The sequence below is a fragment of the Chryseobacterium sp. LAM-KRS1 genome (genome assembly GCF_013184525.1).
Taxonomy (GTDB): Bacteria; Bacteroidota; Bacteroidia; order Flavobacteriales; family Weeksellaceae; genus Chryseobacterium; species Chryseobacterium proteolyticum.
On sequence record NZ_JAAOIZ010000005.1, the window covers coordinates 228,800 to 254,035 of the forward strand.

Genomic DNA, 25,236 nt, shown 5'->3' on the forward strand with positions numbered 1-25,236 from the left:
CAGTAATTATGAGAGAAAGAATGGGTATTATCCTTTTTTTGCTTGGAATTCTTCTGTACCGGGGCAATGATTTTGAAGTCATAAGACTGCGTATAGTGGAGGAACAGTGGGAAAACATAAATAATAGAAGTCAACTATTTAACGATACGAAAAGCTTTAGTCAATTGCTCCAGAATGGATTTTGGAAAGATATAGACTATACCAGTAAGGCACGTAGTCCATGGCCTCCCGCACAACACCTTCAGCGAGTAAAAATGTTAACCATAGCTTATACTGCTCCATGGAGTAGCCTTAAAGGGGATTTTTCTATTTTCGAAAAGATTTCAGCGGCTTTATCGTATTGGAATCAGCATGAATGCCGCAGCACCAATTGGTGGCATAATGAAATTGGCACTCCAAGAACATTGGGTTTGATTCTGGTTATGATGCAGCAGGCAGGAGCACAAAAGCTAGCTCCCGTTCTTCAGGATAGCCTTATTGAAAAAATGAATGTCAGACGATTCAATGGAACTACCGGAGTCAATAAGATAGATTTTGATATGCATCTTTTTTTCATAGGAATACTTAAGCAAGATCCTGAAATCACTATGAAAGCGATCGAGGGAATGTATAGTGTCAATGTGACTACGGATAAGGAAGGAATACAAACTGATTTCTCTTATGCACAGCACGATATTATGCTTCATATTTTTGGATATGGCTCTGAATATTTCAAAGGGCAGGCTTCTATTGGCTATATCACCCATGAAACGGCTTTTAAGATGAAAGAAAGACATCTCCGTATTTTATCCAATTTTGTTCGGAAGGGAATATTGGCTCAGATTCGCGGACGTTATATCAATCATAATACCTTTGGTCGACAAATAAGCCGGAAAAATTTTACTGATGCCATAGATTTAATTGCTTATCTGGAAAAAATGAAAAGGATTGATCCCGAATATAAGAGTACTTATGATGACGCTTTGGCAAGAATTTTAGAGAAAAAAGACCCCGGTTATCATATCAAACAAGTATTTTCAAACTATTGGCGTACTGACTTTGTCTCTGTACAAAATAAAAGATTTTTATTTTCTGTCAAAGGTTCTTCTATCCATACTGCCCAGGCAGAAACTGATTACTGTGGTACCTATGGCCATATGGGAAATGGTGAAAATAACAAAGGAGGATATCGTTCTATAGGCTCTACTACCCTCTTGATTGATGGAAATGAGTATTATAACATCTATCCGATATGGGATTGGGCTAAAATTCCAGGCACTACTGCTCCACAAAAGGAGATTATCCCAGCTACCGATTATATCACGTATGGTACTTCTACTTTTTCAGGAGGAGTAACCAATGGGAAAATAGGAAATTTTGTTTTTGATATGCAAAACCAATTTAAAACAAATGCCCGAAAATCCTGGTTTATGTTCGAAGATAAAATCGTAGCATTAGGAACGGGGATTTCTTCTGAGGCCAAAGAGCGTGTGGTTACCAGCGTCGAACAAAACTGGGCAAAAGGAGATGTTTATCAACTGGGACCAAACTCTATACACAAAATAGAAGCACAAGATGAGAAAATACAACTGGAAGGTTCCGGTTTGTATCATAACAATACCGCTTATATTTTTCCTAAAAAGGAAACGATTTTCTTTTCTCATGCAATACAATCCGGCTCATGGAATAGCATTGCTTGTGGGAGTAAAGATCCTGATGATATGGAGGCTCAAAGCAAAAAAGTTTTTAAATTGTGGATAGACCATGGTGTACATCCTAACCAAGCAGACTATGAATACATCATCTACCCTCAGATCAGATATAGAAAGGCTCGAAGGATAGCAGGGCAACAAGATATTTTTATTTTAAAAAATGACAATGAGATACAAGCAGTATTTGAAAAATCTACTCAAAGCCTGCAAGCGGTTTTTTATCAACCCGGAAAGCTCCAGTTAAATGATCGTACTATTACCGTAGATAAAGCCTGTAATCTGATCATCGAACATCTTAATAATAAGCATCGCAGGAAAATTTATGTCTCGAGTCCCGATAAAAAAGCAAAAACAAAAGATACAATCATGGTAGATATCTTATAAATGGACAGAACATAAAATAAATGGAATTGCATATCAGAAAATATATACGCACGATTAAAAAATTGAAAATGATGTATAGTGTAGAAAGACATTTTAGAAAATTTGCAAAAAAAAATACAACAGAGCTACCAATAGTAAAAGTACACTTTATGATCAGAAAAATCATGTTAGGCATTCTTATAGGTTTAATGATTTTAAAAACGGCCCCCCTTTTTTCACAAGGCCGCCAGGTTATTTCATGGAATACCGGTTGGAAATTTCATAAAACTGACATTCAGAAAGTTAAAAAGGTTTCTGATACGGTTTGGTCTCAGGTCACGATCCCTCATACCTGGAATAGAGAAGATATGCAGTTGGGCAAAGATTTTTACCAGGGTAATGCTGTTTACGAAAAACAGTTCAAAGCAGATCCGGCGTGGAAAGGTAAACGGGTATTCATCCGTTTTGAGGGAGTGGGCAATGTGGCAAAAGTTCTGATTAATAATAAAATGGTTGGAGAGCATAAAGGAGCCTATAGTGCATTTTCTTTTGATATTTCATCATGGCTTCGATGGGATGAAATCAATACCTTACAGGTAGTGGCTAATAATGAAGCTAGACCGGATGTGATCCCTGTTAATCACCAGCTGTTCGGAATATATGGTGGCATCTACCGTCCGGTTTCGTTAATTATTACTGATCCTCTGAATATAAGTGTCGATAATTATGCAGGACCGGGGATTTATATTTATCAAAAAAATGTTTCTGAAAACCAGGCGGATGTATCTGTTTGTACGGAGCTGAACAATAAGACCGGGCAGCCACAACAAGCTGCTTTAATAGCTAATATTCATAACCGGGAGGGACAAGTTATTCAATTAGCTGAACTTCCTATAACAGTAACTGCACAGGGTTTACAACGTTATTGTCAGAATATACAGATGCAAAAGCCCCATTTATGGAATGGTTTGGAAGATCCCTATCTCTATAAAGTAACCGTACAGGTTAAAAAGCAAGGGAATATAATAGATGAAGTTTCTCAGCCTCTTGGTATCCGTCACATTGAGATCAGTAAAGAAAATGGCTTCTCCTTGAATAATAAAAAAATAAAGATTCACGGAGTGACAAGACATCAGGATCGTTGGGGTTTCGGGAGCGCATTGAGTAATAAACAGCATGCAGAAGATCTCGAAGACATCCGTGATATAGGAGCCAATTCAATTCGATTGGCACATTACCAACAATCTGAATATGTGTATGCAAAAAGTGATAGTATTGGTTTTTTGATCTGGGCAGAAATTCCATTTGTCAATACAACGACTGGACAGGAAAAAGACAATGCTTTGCAGCAGATGAAAGAGCTTATCCGGCAAAACTTCAATCATCCTTCTATCTATGTTTGGGGAATGCATAACGAAGTTTATGAAAAAAATGCCGGAGGCTATGTAAGCCAGGTAACCGCAGCATTGCACGATCTGTCAAAAACAGAAGATCCCGGACGATACACGGTAAGTGTAAATGGATATGGAACTATGGAACGACCGGAAAATGGAGAAGGAGATTTACAAGGAATGAATCGTTACTATGGATGGTATGAAGGAGCAACCACTGATCTGGAAAAATGGATGAAGAAACTTGAGCAAGACTATCCTTCTAATAAAATAATTTTATCTGAGTATGGTGCTGATGGCAATATCTTCCAGCAAGCTGAAACACTACCGTTGGAATTTAATCCTGTAAATGGAACGTTCTTTCCTGAACAACGGGAAACACGAATGCATGAAATACAATGGGGAGCAATATCCAGATCCTCTTACCTGGTCGGCAGCTATTTGTGGAATATGTTTGATTTTGCAGTACCTCTTTGGAGCCGCGGAGGTATTCCTGCCAGGAATATGAAAGGATTGGTCACCTTTGACCGGAAAACAAAAAAAGATGTTTTTTATTGGTATAAAGCCAACTGGAGTACACAGCCTGTATTGTATATTTCGGATAGAAGACTGGTCGAACGTACAGAAGCCACTACAACTATTACTGTATATTCTAATATTGGAGTTCCCGCTTTAAAGATTAATGGACGAAAAATATCAGATCCTGAAACGGGTACGACAGCTGTCCATTTTCTATTCAAAAATGTTTCTTTAAAAAAAGGTAGAAACAAAATCAATGTTCTGGTAAAAAAAGGAGGCAAAACATATACCGACGAGGTATATTGGAATTTGAAATAGCAATGGACTCTTATTCATTCGTATAATCTTAAAAAACTAATGAGATGCAATTACCTAAACAATATCTATTGATCTTTTTTTTAATAGGATCTCTTTCATTAATAGGACAAAATCATGAAAAGAAGTTGCTTAAGTACGGAGCACAATATGAAGGCAAACGGACAGATGCAGCTATGCAAAAATGGCGGAGCAATCGTTTTGGGCAATTTATTCATTGGGGTCTGTATGCTATTCCCGGAGGAGAATGGAAAGGTAAAACATATACGTATGCTGCAGAGTTCCTGAAATCAAGTGCCCATATTCCTAATTCGACCTGGGATTCACTACAATATCAATTTAATCCCGTAAAATTTGACCCGAAAACCTGGGCAAAGATGGCGAAGAAAATGGGCGTAAAATATATGACTATCACCACAAAGCATCATGAAGGTTTTTGTTTATGGCCAACCCAATATACCAAGTTTAATATTGGAAACACTCCGTATAAAAAAGATATTATCAAAGCATTAGTGGATGCCTACAATTCAGAAGGGATTGACGTTAATTTCTATTATTCCGTCTTAGACTGGCACCATCCTGACTGGAGATACGATATTAAAACCAAAGAAGATAGTATCGCATTTTCGAGGTATCTTACTTTTGCACAAAACCAGCTCAAAGAACTTGCAGAGAATTATCCGAGTGTAAAAGGATTTTGGTTTGATGGAACCTGGGATCAATCCATAAAGAAAAATGGATGGTGGACATTACAGGTAGAACAAATGCTCAAATCCATTCGTCCGGGGGTTGTAGTGAACAGTCGATTAAGGGCTGATGACTATGGAGCACGTCATTTTGATTCCAATGGAAAGATGATGGGAGATTATGAATCAGGATACGAACGAAGACTACCCTCTCCTACAGATACTCAGGTTATTAACCGCGATTGGGAGGCTTGTATGACCATTCCCGAAAATCAATGGGGATATCATAAAAAATGGGATATAAGCTATACTAAAACTCCCCTTGAGCTTATTGAAATGTTGGTGCAAACCACTTCATTAGGAGGAAATTTTCTTTTGAATTTCGGACCAAAACCAGACGGAACGATACGAATAGAAGAACAACAAATAGCTGAACATATTGGAAACTGGATGAAAATAAACAGTGCTGCCATATACAATGCCGGACATGCCAAAGGCTGGCCACGACAGGACTGGGGATATTTTACACAAAATGAAACAACCGGAAAACTGTATGCTGTTGTTTTTAATATTCCCATTTCAGGAATTCTAAAAATTCAAACTCCGGAAGGCATAACAATTAGTAAAGCTTCATTCTTAGAAAAACCTGATGTTCCCATCACTGTTAAAGAAATAGCCAAAAAACAGGTTAATCTTTATTTGCCACAACAATCGTTCTCAGAACCTTTTGTTATTATTCTGGATACAATTAATGAGAATAAAAATAAATACATCGATGCAAAAACATAGTTTTTCAATTGTTTAAATATTGATCTTTTCGGTTAAATTCAATTAGAAATAATAAGATATTTCTCACATTATTGGAAAGGACAATCTTTGAAAAACCATATTCAGTCGTTATCAGCTACGTATCATCTTCGATTTCAGAACGAAGCGAAGAATCTAAATCAATAAAAATTACCATTCACGATTTGATTACATTTTTAGTTGATCGGGTTATCTAAAATTTTGATTTCCTTATGATCTTTGTATCATCAATTAAGATCAAAAAAATAAAAAAATGGAAACAAAAAAAGTATGGTTTGTTACAGGCGCTTCAAAAGGTTTGGGGCTTAGTCTGGTAAGAAAATTATTAAGTGAAGGATACCGCGTTGTAGCGACAAGCCGGAATGCCGAATCTTTGGTTAAAGAAATAGGTGATGCCTCTGATGCATTTTTACCATTGGAAGTTAATTTACAAGATGATTCCAGCGTAAAAGAGGCTGTGGAAAAAAGCATTGCACATTTCGGACAATTGGATGTTATTGTCAATAATGCAGGATATGGCCAGATAGGTACTCTGGAAGAATTATCGGACGAAGAAGCCAGAGAAAATTTTGATGTGAACGTATTTGGCTCCTTAAATGTAATCAGAAATGTTATGCCTTATTTACGGAATCAGGGTTCCGGAAATATATTTAACATTGCTTCTGTAGGAGGTTTATTTGGAAGTTTTCCGGGTTGGGGAATTTATTGTTCTACTAAATTTGCTGTTGCAGGATTCACTGAAGCGCTTGCTGAAGAAGCTAAAGCTTTCGGCGTAAAAGCTACAGTGGTTTATCCGGGCTATTTCCGCACAGATTTTCTTGCTAAAGGTTCTGTAAGGACACCTAAAAATACCATTAAAGCATACGAAGCAGCCCGTGAATCTGAGCAATTACACCTTGATACAATTAATGGAAACCAGGCCAACGATCCGGAGAAGGCTGCTGAAGTGCTTATTGCCATAAGTAAGGAGGCTCAGCCACCTGTGCATTTATTGCTGGGAAATGATGCCTATGATATACTTAAAAATAAAATTAATATGATTAACCAAGATGCGGAACAGTGGAAAAATTACACATTGTCTACCGCATACACAGAACTTTCATAATAAAAATGAATAAGACCATCGAAGAAACAAAAGAATACATCGGAATGTGGGCAACAGAGGATGGATACGTCCGTCATGAATTGCTGCCGGGTAACCGGTATGATGAAGCACGTGGCTCAAGAGAAAGTGCTTATCAGGGAAGTTATATCGTTTCAGGTAATCATATTGATTATAAAGATGACACAGGATTTACAGCTGACGGAGAGTTTAAAGAAGGGATATTATATCATGGAGGTATGATTTTGTACAAAGAAAATTGATTCACTAATTTAGCATCATAGTATAAGATATGGAAAAGACATTTCGCTTTAATTCGATTTCCGAGTTTCATCATTTTTGTAATCTTGAAGGACCTGAACATCCGCTGATCAGTCTGATTGATTATAGCAGGGTTTCTTACCCTGTGAAGGATGATGAAATGAAATGGATTCAGAATTTTTATTCTATTGGTTTAAAGCGGAATGTTAATGCTAAATTTAACTACGGACAGCAGGAGTATGATTTTGATTCCGGGGTTTTATCATTTGTTTCTCCTTTACAGTTTTTAAAGGTCGAGATCAATCAGAATGCTAAAGTGGAACCTACAGGCTGGATACTTCTGATCCATCCCGATTTTCTGTGGAATACGTCACTTGCCAAAAAGATCAAATCTTATGATTTTTTCCAATATGCAGTGAATGAAGCTTTATTTCTTTCAGACAAAGAGGAAAAAGCTATTGTAGAAATTCTGCTGAATATAGAAAAAGAATACCGGTCTAATATCGATAAATTTACCCAGGACCTGATCATTGCACAGATAGAACTACTTCTCATATATTCCGAACGTTTTTATGAAAGACAGTTCCTGACCAGGAAAAAATCCAATCATGAAGTCATAGAACGTTTTGAACAAACAATTTCTAAATTCTTTGATCATGAAAGGATTATTAGTAATGGTTTACCCACAGTGAAAGCTATTGCTGAAGAAATGAATATTTCTCCTAATTATCTGGGAAGTCTGTTGCGTATTCACACTCAGCAAAGCACGCAGAACCATATTCAGAACAGGCTTATCGACTATGCAAAGGAACGGCTAAGTACAACCAGTCTGTCCGTTAGCGAAATTGCCTATGAATTGGGTTTTGAGCATCCGCAATCTTTCAGTAAACTTTTCAAACAGAAGACGGCCCAATCCCCATTGGAATTCAGAAAGTTTTTTTCATAAAAGATTGTTTCTATGTTTACCTTTTACTTGTTAAGTTCTTGTAAAAAAGAAAGATAAACATTCAGCCTGGCATGAAATAAGGTATCTGTAATCAATAAAGTTAAAAACAGAATAATACACCCTGTTGAAAAACCTTTTATATACATACTGCTTGCCAGAAGGTAGATTACAATGGAAACCAGAAGCAATGAACCCCAGATTGTTTTAAAAACGACATAACTCTGACTGTTGGCATTTCCTCTGGATTGTTCTTTACTAATAATTCTCTTTTGATTTTCTAAATACTGCTGTTCTAATTTCTGAACCTCTTTGTCTTTTGTGATCAATAAATAGCTACCATACCCAAAAAGCATGAGGACCAGTAAAATTAATGGAATAATGAGACCTTTATAAAAGATTTTATTGATTTTAAAACAATAGCAGATGAGCGGTATACAAAAAATAAAGGCCCAGGCCAACATGATTTTAGCCTGAAGCAGATCCCCTTTTGCCCAATGATGAAGTTGCTGAATATAATTCATCATAATACATCAGGATACTGACTGTGGTGAAATTTCAGAAGTAGTAAGACCATATTTTTCTTTAAATGAATAATAGAAATGGGACAGGTTTTCAAATCCAAGATCCAGATAGATGTCAGCCGGTTTTTTATTTTTATGTTTGATAAGATAATACGCTTCCTGTAACCTTTTTTCCTTAAGCCATTTTTTAGGAGGCATATTGAATGTCTTCTGAAAATCACGCTTGAAGCCTGAAAGGCTGCGTCCTGTCAGCTTTGCAAAGGCATCTATAGAAAGATTAAAGATAAAATTCTTATTCATAAATTCCTTCAGGTCCGTTTTATGGGGATCGGAAAAATCAAAAAGCAGATTTTTAAAATCAGGATTGCTCTGTAAAATAAGCTCAATAGCTTCTTTCACTTTTAAGGAAGCAAGATTGGAGCTAATTGTTTTTGTTTTATCAATGTAAGGAGTAAGCGAAATAAAATAATTCGAAAAGAATGCATCCGATTCAAAGAATATTTTCTTGTTATTATGGAATACATCGTCCGTTACTACTTTATTTTCAGCGGCATATTGCCGTAAAGTTTCTTTATTCAGTGTTATAGAAATAAATTGGTATTTTGCACTTTTGGCAGGATACTTTATGGTCCTGATCAGCTGGTTTTTTCTCACCAGAACCACTGTATTTTCCTTTATAACGGTTTTCCCCTGATCATGGAAAGCGTGGGTTTCACCAGACAGCTGAAAACCAAGGAAATGATCAGGAATAAATTCCTCATGTCCCCTGTGTTTTTCAAATGCACAGGAATACACCAGTTGATTAAATAATATTTCAGATTGTGGAGCCATTATACAAATATGCAAAATTTAAAAAATAGAAGAGGCTCCTTCAAGTGCTATTTCTCTATCCTGCTCCACAGTACCTCCTGAAGACGCGATAGCACCTATTATATCCCCTTTTTCATTCCTGATGACTACGCCGCCTGCAATCGTAAGGAGACCGTCGTTTGAATTCAGCATGCCATATCCGTGAATGTCTGCGCCAGCAATGATGGTTCCCATTACCTCCGTGTCTACTCCGAACATAACGGCCGTTCTTGCTTTTTTTATGGCGAAATCTATTACTCCGTATACACTGTCTAAGCGGGCAAAAGAAACCAGATGTCCTCCGGTATCTACAACGGCGATGCTTACGGGAATACCAAGTGTTTCTGCTTTTTTAATTGATTCGTTTAACGCTTTTGTTGCTTCGTGATAAGTAATATTCATGTCGTTTAAATTTAAATGGGAGAATGAATGCATGAACAATAATATTCATGCATTCTATAAATAACTGTGTTTTTAACTCTTTGCGCTCCAGGCTTCAGTTTGTAATTGTTTTACAAAATCCTCGGTTTCCTTTGGATGTAAATTTCTGAAGTTGCTATGGTCATCCAACGTAACATTTACAATAACATCTGCCATGGATTGAGGATCCAATTGATGGGCTAATGATTCTTCAGCTCCTGCAAAAGCAGATTCCGGAGTGAAGTTTTCTTTAGGATCATACCAATGTCTTATGGAATCCACTCCCCTGTCGTTAAAACCGGTTCCGAATACTCCCGGATTGCATGTCGCAATTTTGATGTTAAAAGGAGCCAGTTCTGTCTTTAAGCCCTCAGCTATAGCTTCCAGAGCATGTTTTGATGCGCAGTATGCTGCCACGTACGGAACCGTCCACAAACCTCCCATAGAAGAGGTAAATACTATTTTTCCGCTTTTCTTTTGAACGAATTTTTTAATGAATCCCTGAGCGAGTTCCAAAGCTCCGAATACATTCACCTCAAACATTGAACGGATAAGATCCAAAGGCTGTTCAGCAATAGGTCCGCCTTCCATAATACCGGCGTTGCTTATTAAAATATCAATATCATATTTTTTTAAGATATAAGCGATATCTCTTGAATTGGTAACATCCAGTTTATCAACAGTCATTTCTACCCCTTGCTCTTTGGCTTCACGGATCATGTCGCTCATCTGGGGGTATACCTGTGTTGTAGCAATTACATGGTGTCCTTTTCTTGCTAAATCGAAAGCTGCTATTTTTCCAAATCCGCTTGCTGCTCCAGTAATTAAAATTGTCTTATTCATTTTGTACTTTTTATGGGTTAGTCATAAGGCAAATTTCAGATTTATACAGTCTTTGTTTATTGGTGAAAAGTCCAATGTTTTATTGCTGGGAAGTTCACACTGAAAAATGATTATTTTTCATGATTTAATGATAATTGGTCAGCTTTTTGAATGATAAATTAAACCAAATCGCTATAAAAGCATTATATCTTTTATCGATAACAAAATATACCTCATTTGAAACTAATTACATTCACAAAAAAAGGAATATACTGCCCCCAGGGTCAGTTTTACATAGATCCGTGGCGTCCTGTAGATCTTGCGGTTATAACGCATGGCCATGCTGATCATGCCCGTTGGGGAATGAAGAAGTATTTTTGCCATGATTTTACAAAACCTATTTTATACCAGAGAATTGGTCCCGATATCGAATGTCAGAGTGTAGGATATGGAGAAGTTACCACGATCAATGGAGTAAAAGTTTCCCTTCATCCTGCCGGACATACTATTGGTTCTGCCCAGGTCCGGTTAGAATATAAAGGATATGTAAGTGTGATTTCCGGAGATTATAAGGTTCAGGATGATGGATTAAGTACACCCTTTGAATTGGTAAAGTGTAATGAATTTGTTACTGAGAGTACCTTCGGACTTCCCATCTATAATTGGCTGGATATTGAAGATCTCAATAAAAAGCTTCAGAACTGGGTGTTGAGAAATAAGGAAAATTCCAAGACTTCAGTTTTTGTAGGATATTCTCTTGGAAAAGCTCAGCGTATCATGAAAGCTGTAGAGGGCCTAGGTAACATACATGTCCACTACTCTATCGGAAAGCTTAACGAAGCATTTGAAAGTGCCGGAATCGTCCTGCCTGAGTATGAAATCCCGGATTTCAGAGAAAGCATAAAACACCTGCAGGGTGAAATTGTCATTGTTCCGCCTGCTTTACTGGATACCAATATTATCCGCAAAATACCGGATGCCGCTACGGCAATTTGCTCCGGCTGGATGCAGGTTCGCGGGGCCAGAAGATGGCGGAGTGCTGATGCAGGGTTTGCAATGAGTGACCATGCGGATTGGGGTGGATTGTTACAAGCTGTAAAAGCTACCGAAGCTGAAATAGTACATGTAACCCATGGCCAGACTGAAGTTTTTTCAAAATACTTAAATGAAATAGGAATTAAGGCGGATGTGGTAGCCACCCAATTTGGCGACGATGAAGAAGAGGCTGAAAAAGAAATCATTGAAAACCCCGAATCATGAGACATTTTGCAGAACTGATCAACGCTTTGGAAAGCACCAATAAAACCAATGCCAAAATTGATGCGATCATTGATTATCTTGAGCGTGCTCCTGATGAAGATAAAGTATGGTTTATTGCCTTATTTACAGGCAAAAGACCCAAAAGGAATATCAATACAAACTATATGAAAGAATGGGCTTTGGAGATTACAAAGCTGCCTTTCTGGCTTTTTCAGGAAAGCTACTTTTCTGTCGGGGATCTTGGAGAAACACTTTCTCTGATTCTTCCGCAACCTACCGAAAAAATAGAACGAAGTCTTTCACAGTGGATGAATGATATTGTGAACTTAAAAGAAAAGACAGAAGCTGAGAAAAAAGAGTTTGTCTTACAATCGTGGAATGGGCTGGATTATACGGAACGATTAATATTCAATAAATTACTGGGCGGAAGCTTCAGGATCGGCGTATCGGATAAAACACTGATTAATGCGCTTACAAAGTATTCCGGACAGGAAGCCAGTGCACTAATGCACAGTATGATGGGGAAATGGAATCCCGGTGAAGTTTCTTTCCAGGAACTGATCTCCGCCGAAAAAGTAAATACAGATAATTCACGTCCTTATCCATTTTGTCTTGCCTATCCTTTGGAGAAAGAGCTTTCGGAATTGGGAGATCCGGATGAATGGCTCGTCGAATACAAGTGGGATGGAATCCGCGGGCAGATCATCAGGAGAAATGATGAAGTATTCATCTGGTCCCGGGGTGAAGAGTTGGTAACAGAACAGTTTCCTGAAATTGCAGAGTCTGTAAAGGCCATGCAGGGGAATTTTGTCATAGATGGAGAAATACTTGCGGTAAGGGATGATAAAGTTTTAAACTTTAATGAATTACAGAAAAGGTTAAACCGTAAAAATGTCACCAAAAAAATGCTTACTGATGTTCCTATCGAAGTATTTGCCTATGATCTTATTGAGCTTGAGGGAAATGATCTGCGCGAAAAGCCTATCTCAGCCAGAAGAGCAATGCTAGAAGAATTATTCCTGAATGAAAATCCCGAAAAATTAAAGCTGTCAGCAATCGTTGATTTTGAAAGATGGGAGGAACTGGATCAGATCAGGGAAAGCTCCAGGGATATTAATAGTGAGGGTTTAATGCTTAAACAAAAAAACTCTCCGTATCATTCAGGACGGAAAAAAGGAGATTGGTGGAAATGGAAGATCAATCCCATGACCATTGACGCAGTGCTGATCTATGCTCAAAAAGGAAGTGGCCGACGAAGTGCTTACTATACCGACTACAGTTTTGCAGTTAAAAATGGAGATTCACTGGTAACAATTGCTAAGGCTTATTCAGGATTGACGGATAAGGAGATCATGGAAGTAAGCAGGTTTGTTAATAAGAATGCGATTGAAAAATTCGGTCCTGTCCGGACTGTAAAGGCGGAACTTGTTTTTGAAATTGCTTTTGAAGGAATAGGTTTCAGCAGCAGGCATAAAAGCGGGGTGGCTCTACGTTTTCCGAGAATCGTAAGATGGCGGAAAGACAAAACGGTCGATGAAATTGATGATCTTGAAGAAATAAAAAAACTGATACAATAGTTTGAGTGCTTTTGAACATACCAACGGATTTAAGGTTATCCAGCAATGGATGGCTGAAAAAGGCAATACCCCATTTAAATTCCAAACGGATACCTGGTGGAAATTTGGAAACGGATACAGCGGAATGGTTATTGCGCCTACGGGATTTGGTAAGACCTATTCCGTGTTTTTGGCGTTAATTACAGATTTTCTTAATCATCCTGAGAAATTTAAAAAAGGACTTAAAATGATCTGGATCACTCCTCTCCGATCCCTTTCCAAAGATATTGCTAAAGCCATGGAAGAAGCTATCAATGAAATCGGGTTGGATTGGACAGTAGGTGTCAGAAATGGTGACACTGATCCTAAAACAAGACAGCAACAGGTAAAAAATATGCCTGAAATCCTTGTCGTAACACCGGAAAGTTTACACCTGCTTCTAGGACAGAAAAATCATGTCAGATTCTTCCAGAATCTTCATTGTATTGCTGTAGATGAATGGCATGAGCTGCTGGGATCCAAAAGAGGTGTGATGGTGGAACTGGGAATTTCACAGGTCAGAAAATACGCTCCAACACTAAAGATCTGGGGAATTACCGCCACAATAGGCAATCTTGAAGAAGCAATGGATGTTCTGATACCGTATGATGTAAAAAAAGTGAAGATCACGGCCAAACAACATAAAAAGATCGATATCATTCCTGTTTTTCCGGATGAAGTTGAAATTTTACCGTGGGCTGGGCATCTCGGGGCTAAACTGGCAGATAAAATTGTTCCCATCATTCTGGAATCCAAATCTACCATTGTTTTTACGAATACCCGGAGCCAGAGTGAAATGTGGTATCAGCTGCTTTTAAATGCATATCCTGATTTTGCCGGGCAAATTGCCATTCACCATAGTTCCATAGATGCTCATTTAAGGATCTGGATTGAAGAAAACTTAAGTAACGGCAAATTAAAGGCTGTTGTTTCTACTTCATCTTTAGATTTAGGTATCGACTTTAAACCTGTTGATACAGTGATCCAGATAGGATCAGCAAAAGGAGTCGCAAGATTTCTGCAACGGGCAGGAAGAAGCGGACACTCCCCTTTTGAAACTTCAAAAATATATTGTGTTCCTACCCATTCCCTGGAGCTGATCGAGGTGGCAGCATTGAAGGAAGCCGTCAAACAGAAAGTTATAGAGCCCAGAGAGCCTCAGGTTTTGTGTTTTGACGTATTGGTTCAGTTCCTGATGACTTTAGCTGTAGGTGATGGTTTCTACCCTGACGAAACCTATCAGAGAATTAAAAACATTTATACTTTCCAGGAAATAAGGGATGAAGAATGGCAGGCTATAATAGATTTTCTTACCATTGGCGGCAGTGCTCTGAAAAGTTATGAGGAGTTTCATAAGGTAGTTATTATGGAAGATGGTTTGTTTAAAGTTACTTCCCGCAAAATAGCTATGCTGCACAGAATGAACATGGGAGCGATTGTAAGTGATGCCATGCTGAAAGTGAAATTTATTTCCGGAGGCTATATCGGAATGGTTGAGGAATATTTTATTTCAAAGCTTAAAAAAGAAGAGAAGTTCATTTTGGCTGGAAGAGTTCTTGAGGTAGCAATGGTGAAGGATATGACCGTTTATGTACGGTTGGCAAAGGGAAAAGCTCTGGCTCCGAGCTATCTTGGAGGAAGGTTACCTTTAAGTTCAAATCTGGGGCATTTCTTAAGGGAAAAACTTTCCGGTGCATTGAATCCTTCATCTTCGGAAAAAGAGCTGAAATTTTTACATCCATTATTGGTTAATCAGGAAAAAAGGTCCCATATACCGAGAGAAGATGAGTTTCTGGTAGAACTTATTAAAAACAGAGAAGGTTATCATTTGTTTATGTACCCTTTTGAGGGACGTTTAGTGCACGAAGTGATGGCTGCCCTGATCGCTTTCAGGATTTCAAAACTGGCTCCCATTTCATTTTCAATGGCCATGAACGATTACGGATTTGAATTGTTCAGTGATAAGGAGATTCCGATACATGAAGATAATCTGCAAAAAATCCTGACCCGGGATAATCTTATGGTTGATGTAATATCGAGTATTAATTCGGCTGAAATGGCCCGGCGAAAATTCAGGGATATTGCTGTGATCTCCGGAATGGTGATTCAGAATTTTCCCGGACAACAAAGATCGAACAAAGCTTTGCAAAGCTCAGCAGGCCTTATTTTTAAAGTATTGGAAGACTATGATCCCAATCACTTCCTTGTTCGTCAGGCCTATACGGAAGTCTTCAACATGCAGCTTCAGGAGCAAAGGCTCGTGGAAGCTTTTAAGAGAATAGAAAAATCAAAGATTGTTTTAAAATATTCCAATACTTTTACCCCTTTAAGCTTTCCTATTAAAGTTGACAGTCTTCGTCAGACGCTTTCAAGTGAAGGGTTAGATACGAGGATACAAAAGCTGATACAACAGGCGACTAAGGGAAGGAAATAGAAAAAGAGAGTAAATAGAGCAAAGAAAAAAGAGAAAAGAGAAAAGAGAAAAGACCGGAATACTCAATAATCTTTAACTTTGCCTCTAACCTCTAACCTCTAACCTCTAACCTCTAACCTCTAACCTCTAACCTCTAACAAATAAATGAACATCGCCACAAAAAACGTAACCATTCAATCTGAAATCTTCACCTTAACCAATCAGCGCGCTGTATTTTGGAAAAAAGAGAAAGCACTGATTTTATCCGATCTCCACATCGGGAAAACAGCCCATTTCAGAAAAAATGGAATTGCTTTGGCGAACCATGTAATGAAAAGTGATCTGGAGCGTCTTTCTGTGCTGATTGCTTATTTTCAGCCTGAAAAATTTATTATGGTAGGCGATCTGCTTCATGCCGGAAATAATTCTGATGTGGATGAATTCTGTGCATGGAAAAATCAATACCCAGATCTGAAATTCTATCTTGTGGAAGGAAATCATGACCGGATTTCCAAAGTGCTGGATGAAAAATTATGTCTTGATTTTAAAGCCGATGTGCTTGAATTAGGAGATATCCTGTTTATTCATGATTTCGACAATTCGAATCCGAAGTTCCAGATTACAGGGCATATCCATCCGGGATTTGTCATCAGCTCTCCGGTTAAAAACATCCGTCTTCCATGTTTTGTAAAAACATCCGGACAGTTGCTTCTTCCGGCTTACAGTGAATTTACCGGATTAGATACAAAGAATCTTCCTAAAGGAGGAAAATTCTTTGTTTTTACCGATGCCGAGATCTATGAAATTTAAAATTGTTTATTCAATGTTTTCTTCATCATAAGATCTGTCTGTTCTTCATTGCCTAAACGGAAAATATGTTTGTCAAATTCCTCAAAACCGTTTTTTTTATAAAAACTAACAGCCCTATGGTTTTCTTCCCATACGCCAAGCCAGATATAAGCCTTATTTAGCTCTTGGGCAGTGTTTAATGCTTTTTCATAAAGAAGCTGACCCACTTTTTTACCGTGATGGCTGCTCTTTACATAGATTCTTTCAATTTCAAGTGACGAATGGTCCTGTAACTCAGTCTGTGCAGTTCCAGAATTCAGTTTCAGATATCCGATCGGGTTATCTTCTTCCCAGGCAATAAAAAAATAAGATTCGGGATTATTCAATTCATCAGTCAGTTTTTCTTTATTAAAACTTTTTTCAAGATAAAGATCCATTTCTTCTTTGGAATTGCTTGCTGCAAAGGTTTCCGAAAAAGTTTCTTTTCCAAGGATCTGAAGGATATCCAGGTCTTCCGGAAATGCTTTATTGAGTATTATCGAGCTCATATTTACTGTTGCTATTACTAATTGTAAAATTACAAATAGATTATAAAAAGGGATGGATACAGAGTTGATAAAAATTGACATTTTTGATAATAACATTGGTTTTACCGATAGTTTGTATTGAAAATAAAGTTTTCAATATTTACAAATATTCAGGAAATTTGCAACATGAAAATCATTCCACTAAAAGAAGGTAATTTTGTAGCCAGCCCAACCAAAGACTTCAGTCTTTTAACCACGGGGAAAATTGATCTTGCCCAAGGAATAAAAATGGCTGTACAACCTTTTCTGATCATTACTAAAAACGATTATATTCTGCTTGATACCGGATTGGGCTGGAAAAATCAAACAGGAAAAATGGTTATTTTAGACATTCTGGAGAAAGAAAATATCAGCCGTCATCAGATTACCAAAGTCCTGCTCTCTCATTTACATAAAGATCATATCGAAGGAGCGATCCTGCACCTAGAAACCGGCTTTGAGGCTACTTTCCCCAATGCTGACCTATATATCCAGAAGCGTGAATTGGAATATGCACGTGAAAATACCGGAAATCCATCGTTTGATTTCGATACCTTGGATAAGCTTGTTCAATTACCAAACATCGTCTGGATGACTGATGATAAAGGCAGCATTACCAGTGAAATTTCTTACCAAGTGGTTGGAGGACATACTCCTTTTATGCAGGTTTTCTGGATCACTGAGGACGGGCAAACGGCCTTTTATGGTGCTGACGATTTGCCACAGGAAGCCTATCTGCACTATCATCTCGCTTATAAAAGCGATTTTGATGGCAGAAAAGCTATGGAATTACGACAAGACTGGCAAAAGCAAGCCGAAGAAAAACATTGGAATATATTACTGTATCACGATCTTGATAAAACTTCTATACAGTTCTAAATCCTCCTATAAATCATTAAACCACTTGTAAATGTCTGTTTCAGAGGGAATGAATAGCTTTTTTCTGATTCTGTTTTTCCTGTTCTGGATGGCTTTTGGCGTTACAAAAGTATAGGTTGCAATCTCTTTTGTTGATAAATTCAGTTTTAGATAAACACAAAAAATCAATTCCGAATTTTTTAAATCGGGTTGTATAAGGGATATTTTTTCAAAGAAATTGGGATAAACTAATCTGAATTTATTCAATAGACGTGGAGAATTTTCTTTGGCTAATGCTATAATTTCGTCTTGAGCAAAAAATTTTTCGTTTAAATCTTCTAAATTAAATCCAGGTTTTTCGTTTTTCATAATATTTTTCTCATCTCTACTAGTTTCTGCAACGGTATCATTTTATTACACTGCTACAGAGTTTAATACGCTTTCTCACTATTATTTTTAATACATTTAGAATCTTCTGATTGTTATTGAAAACAATAGGACACCATTAATTTTTTAGACTGAACTATTTTTTACAATTCCTTCATACCTTTAAAAATAAAGTTTGCTTTAACAAAGACAAAGAAAGAAAAAATGATTAAATTTTTGTTAAATTAAAATACCACATAGATACCACGCTACTCTCTCTATAGTGCCAGTCAGATTTATTTTTAGTGTTTTTTCCAGATTCCGCATTTTTTAAATGAGAATTCAAATGTACACCGCTTCACTCATTACTTTTTATGATCATGATCAATGTTTTTCTATTTTGTTATAGCAGCATGTTTCCACATACCGACAAATAAAATACGTGGTACTGATGTGGTATGTTATTTTTAGGAAATTACCAAAAATTAGTCTCTCTTTACCAAACAAAGGTAGCAGCTACCTTACCAGCACATTTAATTTTTGACCTTATAAGCTGATATTACCATGATAAATGAAGATCTATTGCTTTCCTATGGAGCAGAAGTTAAAAATTATAAATCAGGCGACACGATATTCCGGGAAGGAGAACTTGCACTACATTACTACCAAATTATTAAAGGAAAAATAAAACTCAATAATTATACGGAAGACGGAAAAGAATTCATTCAGAATATTTTTTCGGATGGGAATAGCTTTGGAGAATCCATTTTGTTTGTCGATAAACCCTATCCCATGAACGCGGAATCCCTCACCCCCTCCGCAGTCCTCAAACTCTCTAAATCGGATTTTTTAATTTTAATGAAAGAAAATCCTGAAGTTTCCAACAATATTTACCAGTGTATGGCAGAACGGATGTATTACAAATATGTTATGTTGTATAATCTTTCCGTTCAAAATCCCGCTTCCAAATTAAAACTCTTAATGGATTATCTTAAAAGCTATGACGAAAATAAGACACCGTATTCTTTTCAAATCCCTTTAACCAGGCAACAATTGGCTTCTTTAACAGGGCTTCGTGTAGAAACTGTAATTCGTGTTATAAAAAATATGGAAAAAGAAAATGAATTAAAAATTGTGAACCGAAAAATTTTCTATTAATTTTAAGCAAAACTAACTATCATGAATTCACAAATTGTTACCGGCAATCTATGGACCGCTCACAGAATTGAAGATTACTACATTGTAAAGCTTCAGGACAAAGCAGATGTTCTGGATGCTTTAAATGATTTTGTCTCGTATGAAAGGATCAAATCAGGAAATTTTTCGGGTGTAGGAATCGTCAAAGAGATGACCCTTCGCTTTTTAGAGCCTATTGTAAAGAAGTATCTATATACCCATTTAAATAATCCCATAGAAATTCAGAATATTTCAGGAGCTGTTTCAGATCACGAAGGAAAAATATCCGTTTCCTTGAATGCTACCCTCGAATGGAGAAATGAAACCACATTATCGGGTCAGCTGATTGATGCTAAAGTGCATGGTTGTACGGAATTCCTGTTTTATTCTGCAGATGACCGGATAATCACCGATGAGTTTCTGGACCTCTGCCATACCAGCTTCTGGAGTTTTAATTAATTGTATTATCCAAAAATACTTCAGATCCTTATTGAATAGGGATCTGATTGTGCTTTCGGAATCCATTGCCAGCCTTTTTCGGTTTTCCCGATATATCCTATCCCCGGCCACGGAAGATGGCAGGTGGTCACTAAAGTATTGTTGACAGAACAACTTTCTAAAATCCGCTTTCTGGTAGCAACTCCTTCTTCAAAATTAACATCCCATTGGGTGCCCCAATCCGGATGAGCAATGAGCAAAGAAGAATGAACCACATCTACGAGGTGTGTGATAGATTGGTCACCGGAAAATATATGCAATATAATATGCCCGGGTGTATGGCCGGGTGCCAGTTCTGTTTTGATGCATGAGAATAATACATCGCCGGGCTCAAAAATAGTAAGCTCATTTTTAATCGCTTCAAGGATATCGGTCTGTATTTTTCCTGTTGGATAAACAGTCATTTTGCTTTTGGAGAAATCTTTTGCTTCGCTGTTCCAGAAGTTATATTCCGGAGCCGGTATATGATATTTTGCATTAGGATATCTTCTTCCGCCATCTTCAAAAAGGATTCCTCCGATATGGTCCCTGTGTGCGTGCGTGATCAGGATGTCCGTAACGTCTTCCGGTGAGAACCCTGCTTCCGATAAGCTATTTTGAAGCCAGCCAGCGTTTACGGGATCATGATACCCTTCGCCGGTATCCACAAGGATATGACGGTCTCCTCTCTTGATAAAAAGGGTGGTAATAGGCATCTCGTATTCAGATCCGGGTAAGTGTAAAGATTTTAAAGCATCCTTTACATTCTCTTCTTCAATTTCAGGAGCTAAAATAGGTTGTGGATTGCCTATTCCAAAATATCCGTCCGACACAATATAAACATCCATTTCCCCCATTGGAATATGGATCGATGCGCTATTTTTTGATTTCATTCGCTTTCTGAATTAATATATTCCTATATCAGTTTTCAAAAACTGTTTTAAATAAGAAACACCAGATCATAAGAACTGGTGGTAAATTGATTTACTGTATTGCAAAATTAAATAATTTTACAAATAAAAAAAATACTTTAAATTAAAATTAATCCTTTCTGACAGGCAATTTCTGTTATTTAAAACAACAACTTCCTGAATGCCTCGGCAGCAAGATGTACCTGTACCGACCAGTCGTCAGCAGCATCACTGCCAGCATCATCCGAAATATATTTCAAACTTAGAAAAGGAATTTCCTCCTTCATCGCAATCAATGCCAGAGGATAAGCTTCCATATCCACTACATTATAATCTGTTTCTATATGATCCATTTCAAAGCTGTCACCACTTCCGCATATCCCCTGTTGTACTCCATCCATTTTCAATCCGTATTCGAGGACAGGTGGAATTCCCGATAACGGAGTCTCATATTTTTTAAACCCAAGACCTCTTACGTCCATATCGCGCTGGATAAATTTTGTGCAACAAACAATTTCTCCTTTACCGAATGTTTTGCTCCCTGCGGAACCCAGATTAACAATTAGCTTCGGCTTTCTGGAATGGATTTCCCTGGTGAGTGCTGAGGCAGCATTCACCTTTCCTATTCCGGTGATCAGTTTATGGGTATCATTAAAAAGATCTGCGGCTTCAGATTCCAGTGCGAAAACAAAAAGGGTGCCTTCTAACGGATATGTATGCTCAGAATTAATTGCTATCATGAGTAATAATTTTTAGAAATAACGGATGCAAATGTATTTATTAAAAAGCATATAAAAAATCTGTGCAGATGGTTTTTTGCTTACACTGTTCAAAACATAGTTAGATTTGGTGTTGCAAGTAAAGACTCATCCCAAAAGGGTTGAGTCTTTTTATACGGATAAACAGTTAATCGTTTTTCCACCAATTATTTCAACAGTTTTTTTCCAAGACGAATACTGTATAATGTAATTATTACTGTAATCACAAGGAATAAAGCTCCGATCCATGGTGTACTTCCAATTCCTAAAGATGATGTTACAATAAGCCCACCTGAATAGGATCCTATCGCAATTCCGATATTAAAGGCGGCAATATTAATGCCTGACGCCACATCCTGTGTTCCCGGAAGTTCCTTTTCTGCAATCTGAACCACTAAAAGCTGTAATCCGGGAACACTGGCAAAAGATAATGCTCCGAGGAAGAATAAGGTTATAATACTTAAAACCGGACTGTGAACCGTAAAGTAAAAAAGAAATAAAACCAGACCTTGTGCTATAAACATCCATAATAATGCTTTCAGGGGATTTTTGTTAGCTAACCTTCCTCCGATAAGATTTCCCAGAGCAATAGCAATTCCATAAATCAGTAAGATCAACGTTACAACAGATTCTTTCAGCCCTGTAATTTCCTGCAGAATTGGTGATAGATAAGTGAAAACGACAAAGGTTCCGCCATATCCCATAGCTGTCATTAAAAAGGCAAAAATTAAACGTTTATTGGTAAGTACTTTTAACTGTTGTTGTAAAGAAGCTGTTTTTCCATTTTGTAAATGGGCAGGTACAAGAATCATACTGGCCAATAACCCGATAATTCCTAAAATAGCGACTCCGATAAAAGTTGCCCGCCAGCCGAAATGCTGTCCGATAAACGTTCCGAGTGGAACACCGGTAACAATGGCTAAAGTGAGGCCTGCAAACATAATCGATATTGCCGTAGCTCTTTTTTCCTCAGGAACTAAAGATGCTGCGATCGTAGATCCGATAGAAAAGTAGACTCCGTGAGCAAATCCTGTTAAAATTCTGGCTAAAATTAATGTAATAAATCCAGGGGCTATTGAAGCTAATCCATTTCCGATAACGAATAGGATCATAATGGAGATCAAAAGCGTTTTGCGGGGTACCTTACCTGTTAAAGCTGTCAAAACGGGAGCTCCTATGGCTACTCCTATAGCATACAAGCTTACCAATAAGCCTGCTGAAGGAATGGAAATACCTAAATCTCCTGCTACTGTTGGTAAAAGACCTACGATAACGAATTCTGTAGTTCCGATTCCAAATGCACTGATCGTTAATGCCCATAGTGCAGCAGGAAGGCCTTTTTTTATCTTTTGGGTGACTGTTTTGTCGGAAACAGCTATTTCATTCTGATGATTCATTGTATTATGTTTTTGGTTGTTCTTTTAACAGGACAAAGTTCCGATGAAATTTTGTATTATGAAAATTAGTTAAATAGTAGTTATTTATTATAATTATAATAGTTTAGAGGTTGAATTTAACCGGATCCGAATTTGTAATGATGAAAAAATATTGTTTATTTGTAGAAAAATACCGGTTAGTATCTAATGAAAAAATCTGAATCCACCCGACTAAACATTCTCCAGAAAGCATTTGAACTGATCTATTCCAATGGATATCAGACAACAAGCGTAGACGAGATCATAGCAACCACCCAGGTTACAAAGGGAGCCTTCTATTATCATTTCAAAACAAAAGATGAAATGGGGCTGGCCATCATCAATGAATTGATGAAAACTACCTTTCAGGATACTTTTATTGCTCCCTTTAAAAATACGGATGATCCATTGGATACTGTATATCAATTGATGTATTCCCTTCTGATGGATAATGAATTTTTAAAAGTAGAATACGGTTGCCCTGCTTCGAATTTCACACAAGAAATGGCTCCATGGAATATAGAATTCACAAAAGCACTGAACAGTTTGTCGGGCCAGTGGGAGGAGGCAATGATCCAGGCAATTGAGAAAGGCAAAGAAAATGGAACGGTTAGTGAAAAAGCAGATGCTAAAGGAATTGCAGTCTTTGTAATGTCGGGCTATTGGGGAATCCGTAATTTAGGAAAATTAGAAAACAATAAATCAGTTTATCTTATTTATTTAAAGCAACTTAAGGGTTATTTACAAGGCTTTCAATAATTTTTTTACTTAAAAACATACTAATTAGTATGTTTTTATTATATCTTTGTCTGCGTATTAAAAACTACATATGTACCAGACGCTTACTTTTCTGCATTCCATCTTCCGGTGGTTGGTTTTAATAAGCCTTATATATGCAATATTCAGCGCTTATAAAGGATACCGTTCAAACAGCAAATTCTCTAAAACTGATGATTCCGTGAGACACTGGACAGCAACGATTGCCCATATCCAGCTTGTTCTGGGAATTATACTATACTCCAAAAGTCCTATTGTCTCCTACTTCTGGAAGAATTTCAAGGTAGCTAAAGATACCGGTGACCTGTTATTTTTTGGACTGATCCACATTTCCCTAATGCTGATTTCTATTGTTATGATTACGATTGGCTCTGCCCTGGCAAAACGTAAAGAAACCGACAAGGATAAGTTTAGGACTATACTCTTATGGTTTGGCGTCGGATTACTTATCATTCTTATCGCGATCCCGTGGCCTTTCTCCCCTCTTGCAAACAGACCTTATTTCAGATAATTATGACAGATTTACTTAAAACCAAAATCGGACGCCTGCGGATCCTTGCTATTCTTGAAGGGATCTCGTTATTAACCCTCGTGTGCATTGCTGTTCCTATGAAGTACGGAATGGAAAATCCTTCTCTAGTAAAAATCATGGGACCGGTTCACGGTTCTCTGTTTCTGCTTTTCCTTTTTAATACCCTGAGTGTGGGAGTTGAGCAACACTGGAAATTTAAAGAGACAACATGGAAAGTCTTAATAGCTTGCTTTATTCCTTTCGGAACCTTTTATATTGATAAAAAAATACTAAGCAAGCTATGAAGAACCTTCTTATTTTCTGGGGAATTTTGCTTGGGATTTATGTCATCTACCGGGTCTACAGATACCAGACTCTGGACAATGGTTTGCCCCAACTTATTAAAAACGGAGCCGTTATCCTGGATGTACGGACGGAGAAAGAATATGAAACCGGCCATATTAATGGTTCCGTCAATATTTCTTTAGGAACAATAAGGGAAAGGTATATCGAATTGGATCCCAATAAAACGTATATCACCGTATGCTCGCATGGGCTCAGAAGTGTAAAAGCTGAAAGTATTTTAAAAGAAAGGGGATTTCTAAAAGTTTATAATGGTGGAGCATGGAGTGACTTGGAGAAGACCTTGAAACCGGATTAAAAAAAATCGA

General features: G+C 37.5%; 26 protein-coding genes. 17 read left to right on the forward strand and 9 right to left on the reverse strand.

Features of this window, described 5'->3' with window-relative positions:
* Nucleotides 1-8: 8 nt before the first annotated feature.
* The 6 genes from G9C87_RS15595 (at nt 9) to G9C87_RS15620 (ending at nt 8,081) form a co-directional block, all read left to right on the forward strand.
* Nucleotides 9-2,075, forward strand: a complete 2,067-nt coding sequence (locus G9C87_RS15595) for a polysaccharide lyase family 8 super-sandwich domain-containing protein (protein WP_172282807.1) — start codon at nt 9-11, stop codon at nt 2,073-2,075.
* Nucleotides 2,076-2,143: 68 nt separating this feature from the next.
* Nucleotides 2,144-4,282, forward strand: coding sequence for a glycoside hydrolase family 2 protein (locus G9C87_RS15600; RefSeq protein WP_228457028.1), 2,139 nt, complete (start codon nt 2,144-2,146; stop codon nt 4,280-4,282).
* Nucleotides 4,283-4,326: 44 nt separating this feature from the next.
* Entirely contained in the window at nt 4,327-5,754 is a 1,428-nt protein-coding gene (locus G9C87_RS15605) for an alpha-L-fucosidase (protein ID WP_172282809.1), read from the forward strand.
* A gap of 271 nt (nt 5,755-6,025) precedes the next feature.
* Entirely contained in the window at nt 6,026-6,877 is an 852-nt protein-coding gene (locus tag G9C87_RS15610) for an SDR family NAD(P)-dependent oxidoreductase (RefSeq protein WP_172282811.1), read from the forward strand.
* Nucleotides 6,878-6,882: 5 nt separating this feature from the next.
* On the forward strand, nt 6,883-7,137 hold the full coding sequence (locus tag G9C87_RS15615; RefSeq protein ID WP_172282813.1) for an Atu4866 domain-containing protein: 255 nt from the start codon (nt 6,883-6,885) through the stop codon (nt 7,135-7,137).
* 29 nt (nt 7,138-7,166) lie between these two features.
* A complete protein-coding gene (locus G9C87_RS15620) occupies nt 7,167-8,081 on the forward strand; it encodes a helix-turn-helix domain-containing protein (RefSeq protein WP_172282815.1) in 915 nt (304 codons plus the stop codon).
* A 23-nt stretch (nt 8,082-8,104) separates the two neighbouring features.
* Here the strand turns inward: G9C87_RS15620 and G9C87_RS15625 are convergent, their stop codons facing one another.
* The 4 genes from G9C87_RS15625 to G9C87_RS15640 all read right to left on the reverse strand — a co-directional run bounded on the left by G9C87_RS15625 (nt 8,105) and on the right by G9C87_RS15640 (nt 10,714).
* Entirely contained in the window at nt 8,105-8,605 is a 501-nt protein-coding gene (locus tag G9C87_RS15625; RefSeq protein ID WP_172282816.1) for a hypothetical protein, read from the reverse strand.
* A gap of 6 nt (nt 8,606-8,611) precedes the next feature.
* Entirely contained in the window at nt 8,612-9,433 is an 822-nt protein-coding gene (locus G9C87_RS15630; protein WP_172282818.1) for a helix-turn-helix domain-containing protein, read from the reverse strand.
* Between the two features lie 18 nt (nt 9,434-9,451).
* The gene (locus tag G9C87_RS15635; protein ID WP_172282820.1) at nt 9,452-9,853 is read right to left on the reverse strand and encodes a GlcG/HbpS family heme-binding protein; all 402 of its coding nucleotides are present in this window, start codon (nt 9,851-9,853) and stop codon (nt 9,452-9,454) included.
* Between the two features lie 72 nt (nt 9,854-9,925).
* Nucleotides 9,926-10,714, reverse strand: a complete 789-nt coding sequence (locus G9C87_RS15640; protein ID WP_172282821.1) for an SDR family oxidoreductase — start codon at nt 10,712-10,714, stop codon at nt 9,926-9,928.
* Nucleotides 10,715-10,930: 216 nt separating this feature from the next.
* Here G9C87_RS15640 and G9C87_RS15645 point away from each other — a divergent pair, with 216 nt between their 5' ends.
* The 4 genes from G9C87_RS15645 to pdeM all read left to right on the forward strand — a co-directional run bounded on the left by G9C87_RS15645 (nt 10,931) and on the right by pdeM (nt 16,771).
* Nucleotides 10,931-11,953, forward strand: coding sequence for a ligase-associated DNA damage response exonuclease (locus tag G9C87_RS15645; RefSeq protein WP_172282823.1), 1,023 nt, complete (start codon nt 10,931-10,933; stop codon nt 11,951-11,953).
* The gene (locus G9C87_RS15650) at nt 11,950-13,530 is read left to right on the forward strand and encodes an ATP-dependent DNA ligase (RefSeq protein WP_172282825.1); all 1,581 of its coding nucleotides are present in this window, start codon (nt 11,950-11,952) and stop codon (nt 13,528-13,530) included. The genes G9C87_RS15645 and G9C87_RS15650 overlap by 4 nt, the downstream gene beginning before the upstream one ends.
* A 1-nt stretch (nt 13,531) precedes the next feature.
* Complete coding sequence (locus G9C87_RS15655) at nt 13,532-15,982, forward strand: ligase-associated DNA damage response DEXH box helicase (protein WP_262888842.1); 2,451 nt, start codon at nt 13,532-13,534, stop codon at nt 15,980-15,982.
* A gap of 144 nt (nt 15,983-16,126) precedes the next feature.
* On the forward strand, nt 16,127-16,771 hold the full coding sequence (pdeM, locus tag G9C87_RS15660) for a ligase-associated DNA damage response endonuclease PdeM (protein ID WP_172282827.1): 645 nt from the start codon (nt 16,127-16,129) through the stop codon (nt 16,769-16,771).
* Here pdeM and G9C87_RS15665 read toward each other — a convergent pair.
* Complete coding sequence (locus G9C87_RS15665; protein WP_172282829.1) at nt 16,768-17,298, reverse strand: GNAT family N-acetyltransferase; 531 nt, start codon at nt 17,296-17,298, stop codon at nt 16,768-16,770. The two genes, pdeM and G9C87_RS15665, sit on opposite strands and share 4 nt — an antisense overlap.
* A 165-nt stretch (nt 17,299-17,463) precedes the next feature.
* Here G9C87_RS15665 and G9C87_RS15670 point away from each other — a divergent pair, with 165 nt between their 5' ends.
* Nucleotides 17,464-18,195: an MBL fold metallo-hydrolase gene (locus G9C87_RS15670; RefSeq protein WP_172282831.1), complete on the forward strand. Its 732-nt coding sequence runs from the start codon at nt 17,464-17,466 to the stop codon at nt 18,193-18,195.
* 6 nt (nt 18,196-18,201) lie between these two features.
* Here the strand turns inward: G9C87_RS15670 and G9C87_RS15675 are convergent, their stop codons facing one another.
* A complete protein-coding gene (locus G9C87_RS15675; RefSeq protein WP_172282833.1) occupies nt 18,202-18,543 on the reverse strand; it encodes a helix-turn-helix transcriptional regulator in 342 nt (113 codons plus the stop codon).
* A gap of 561 nt (nt 18,544-19,104) precedes the next feature.
* On the opposite strand from G9C87_RS15675, the gene G9C87_RS15680 reads away from it, so the two are divergent.
* Together G9C87_RS15680 and G9C87_RS15685 are read left to right on the forward strand one after the other, a co-directional pair.
* Nucleotides 19,105-19,698, forward strand: coding sequence for a Crp/Fnr family transcriptional regulator (locus G9C87_RS15680; RefSeq protein WP_172282835.1), 594 nt, complete (start codon nt 19,105-19,107; stop codon nt 19,696-19,698).
* Between the two features lie 21 nt (nt 19,699-19,719).
* On the forward strand, nt 19,720-20,175 hold the full coding sequence (locus tag G9C87_RS15685) for a PCC domain-containing protein (protein WP_172282837.1): 456 nt from the start codon (nt 19,720-19,722) through the stop codon (nt 20,173-20,175).
* 20 nt (nt 20,176-20,195) lie between these two features.
* Here G9C87_RS15685 and G9C87_RS15690 read toward each other — a convergent pair whose 3' ends face one another.
* From G9C87_RS15690 to G9C87_RS15700, 3 genes are all read right to left on the reverse strand, one after another.
* Complete coding sequence (locus tag G9C87_RS15690) at nt 20,196-21,086, reverse strand: MBL fold metallo-hydrolase (RefSeq protein WP_172282839.1); 891 nt, start codon at nt 21,084-21,086, stop codon at nt 20,196-20,198.
* A 179-nt stretch (nt 21,087-21,265) separates the two neighbouring features.
* Complete coding sequence (locus tag G9C87_RS15695; protein WP_172282841.1) at nt 21,266-21,844, reverse strand: nucleosidase; 579 nt, start codon at nt 21,842-21,844, stop codon at nt 21,266-21,268.
* A gap of 185 nt (nt 21,845-22,029) precedes the next feature.
* A complete protein-coding gene (locus G9C87_RS15700) occupies nt 22,030-23,259 on the reverse strand; it encodes an MFS transporter (RefSeq protein WP_172282843.1) in 1,230 nt (409 codons plus the stop codon).
* A 186-nt stretch (nt 23,260-23,445) separates the two neighbouring features.
* Here G9C87_RS15700 and G9C87_RS15705 point away from each other — a divergent pair, with 186 nt between their 5' ends.
* The 4 genes from G9C87_RS15705 to G9C87_RS15720 all read left to right on the forward strand — a co-directional run bounded on the left by G9C87_RS15705 (nt 23,446) and on the right by G9C87_RS15720 (nt 25,226).
* On the forward strand, nt 23,446-24,036 hold the full coding sequence (locus G9C87_RS15705; protein ID WP_172282845.1) for a TetR/AcrR family transcriptional regulator: 591 nt from the start codon (nt 23,446-23,448) through the stop codon (nt 24,034-24,036).
* A gap of 70 nt (nt 24,037-24,106) precedes the next feature.
* Nucleotides 24,107-24,565 carry a hypothetical protein gene (locus tag G9C87_RS15710; protein ID WP_172282847.1) on the forward strand — a complete coding sequence of 153 codons (459 nt, stop codon included), beginning with the start codon at nt 24,107-24,109 and terminating at the stop codon, nt 24,563-24,565.
* Nucleotides 24,566-24,567: 2 nt separating this feature from the next.
* Entirely contained in the window at nt 24,568-24,870 is a 303-nt protein-coding gene (locus G9C87_RS15715; RefSeq protein WP_172282849.1) for a DUF3817 domain-containing protein, read from the forward strand.
* A complete protein-coding gene (locus G9C87_RS15720) occupies nt 24,867-25,226 on the forward strand; it encodes a rhodanese-like domain-containing protein (protein ID WP_172282851.1) in 360 nt (119 codons plus the stop codon). Before G9C87_RS15715 ends, G9C87_RS15720 begins: the two co-directional genes overlap by 4 nt.
* The last annotated feature ends 10 nt before the right edge of the window (nt 25,227-25,236 follow it).

Excerpts from the sequence above, each read along its gene's own strand:
- G9C87_RS15680 (WP_172282835.1), top strand. The coding sequence starts at position 19,105 with ATGATAAATGAAGATCTATTGCTTTCCTATGGAGCAGAAGTTAAAAAT.
- G9C87_RS15615 (WP_172282813.1), top strand. The coding sequence starts at position 6,883 with ATGAATAAGACCATCGAAGAAACAAAAGAATACATCGGAATGTGGGCA.
- G9C87_RS15640 (WP_172282821.1), bottom strand. The coding sequence starts at position 10,714 with ATGAATAAGACAATTTTAATTACTGGAGCAGCAAGCGGATTTGGAAAA.
- G9C87_RS15625 (WP_172282816.1), bottom strand. The coding sequence starts at position 8,605 with ATGATGAATTATATTCAGCAACTTCATCATTGGGCAAAAGGGGATCTG.
- G9C87_RS15600 (WP_228457028.1), top strand. The coding sequence starts at position 2,144 with ATGATGTATAGTGTAGAAAGACATTTTAGAAAATTTGCAAAAAAAAAT.
- pdeM (WP_172282827.1), top strand. The coding sequence starts at position 16,127 with ATGAACATCGCCACAAAAAACGTAACCATTCAATCTGAAATCTTCACC.
- G9C87_RS15685 (WP_172282837.1), top strand. The coding sequence starts at position 19,720 with ATGAATTCACAAATTGTTACCGGCAATCTATGGACCGCTCACAGAATT.
- G9C87_RS15675 (WP_172282833.1), bottom strand. The coding sequence starts at position 18,543 with ATGAAAAACGAAAAACCTGGATTTAATTTAGAAGATTTAAACGAAAAA.
- G9C87_RS15620 (WP_172282815.1), top strand. The coding sequence starts at position 7,167 with ATGGAAAAGACATTTCGCTTTAATTCGATTTCCGAGTTTCATCATTTT.
- G9C87_RS15690 (WP_172282839.1), bottom strand. The coding sequence starts at position 21,086 with ATGAAATCAAAAAATAGCGCATCGATCCATATTCCAATGGGGGAAATG.
- G9C87_RS15720 (WP_172282851.1), top strand. The coding sequence starts at position 24,867 with ATGAAGAACCTTCTTATTTTCTGGGGAATTTTGCTTGGGATTTATGTC.
- G9C87_RS15715 (WP_172282849.1), top strand. The coding sequence starts at position 24,568 with ATGACAGATTTACTTAAAACCAAAATCGGACGCCTGCGGATCCTTGCT.
- G9C87_RS15705 (WP_172282845.1), top strand. The coding sequence starts at position 23,446 with ATGAAAAAATCTGAATCCACCCGACTAAACATTCTCCAGAAAGCATTT.
- G9C87_RS15695 (WP_172282841.1), bottom strand. The coding sequence starts at position 21,844 with ATGATAGCAATTAATTCTGAGCATACATATCCGTTAGAAGGCACCCTT.
- G9C87_RS15610 (WP_172282811.1), top strand. The coding sequence starts at position 6,026 with ATGGAAACAAAAAAAGTATGGTTTGTTACAGGCGCTTCAAAAGGTTTG.
- G9C87_RS15700 (WP_172282843.1), bottom strand. The coding sequence starts at position 23,259 with ATGAATCATCAGAATGAAATAGCTGTTTCCGACAAAACAGTCACCCAA.
- G9C87_RS15605 (WP_172282809.1), top strand. The coding sequence starts at position 4,327 with ATGCAATTACCTAAACAATATCTATTGATCTTTTTTTTAATAGGATCT.
- G9C87_RS15635 (WP_172282820.1), bottom strand. The coding sequence starts at position 9,853 with ATGAATATTACTTATCACGAAGCAACAAAAGCGTTAAACGAATCAATT.
- G9C87_RS15710 (WP_172282847.1), top strand. The coding sequence starts at position 24,107 with ATGTACCAGACGCTTACTTTTCTGCATTCCATCTTCCGGTGGTTGGTT.
- G9C87_RS15665 (WP_172282829.1), bottom strand. The coding sequence starts at position 17,298 with ATGAGCTCGATAATACTCAATAAAGCATTTCCGGAAGACCTGGATATC.
- G9C87_RS15595 (WP_172282807.1), top strand. The coding sequence starts at position 9 with ATGAGAGAAAGAATGGGTATTATCCTTTTTTTGCTTGGAATTCTTCTG.
- G9C87_RS15630 (WP_172282818.1), bottom strand. The coding sequence starts at position 9,433 with ATGGCTCCACAATCTGAAATATTATTTAATCAACTGGTGTATTCCTGT.
- G9C87_RS15650 (WP_172282825.1), top strand. The coding sequence starts at position 11,950 with ATGAGACATTTTGCAGAACTGATCAACGCTTTGGAAAGCACCAATAAA.
- G9C87_RS15670 (WP_172282831.1), top strand. The coding sequence starts at position 17,464 with ATGAAAATCATTCCACTAAAAGAAGGTAATTTTGTAGCCAGCCCAACC.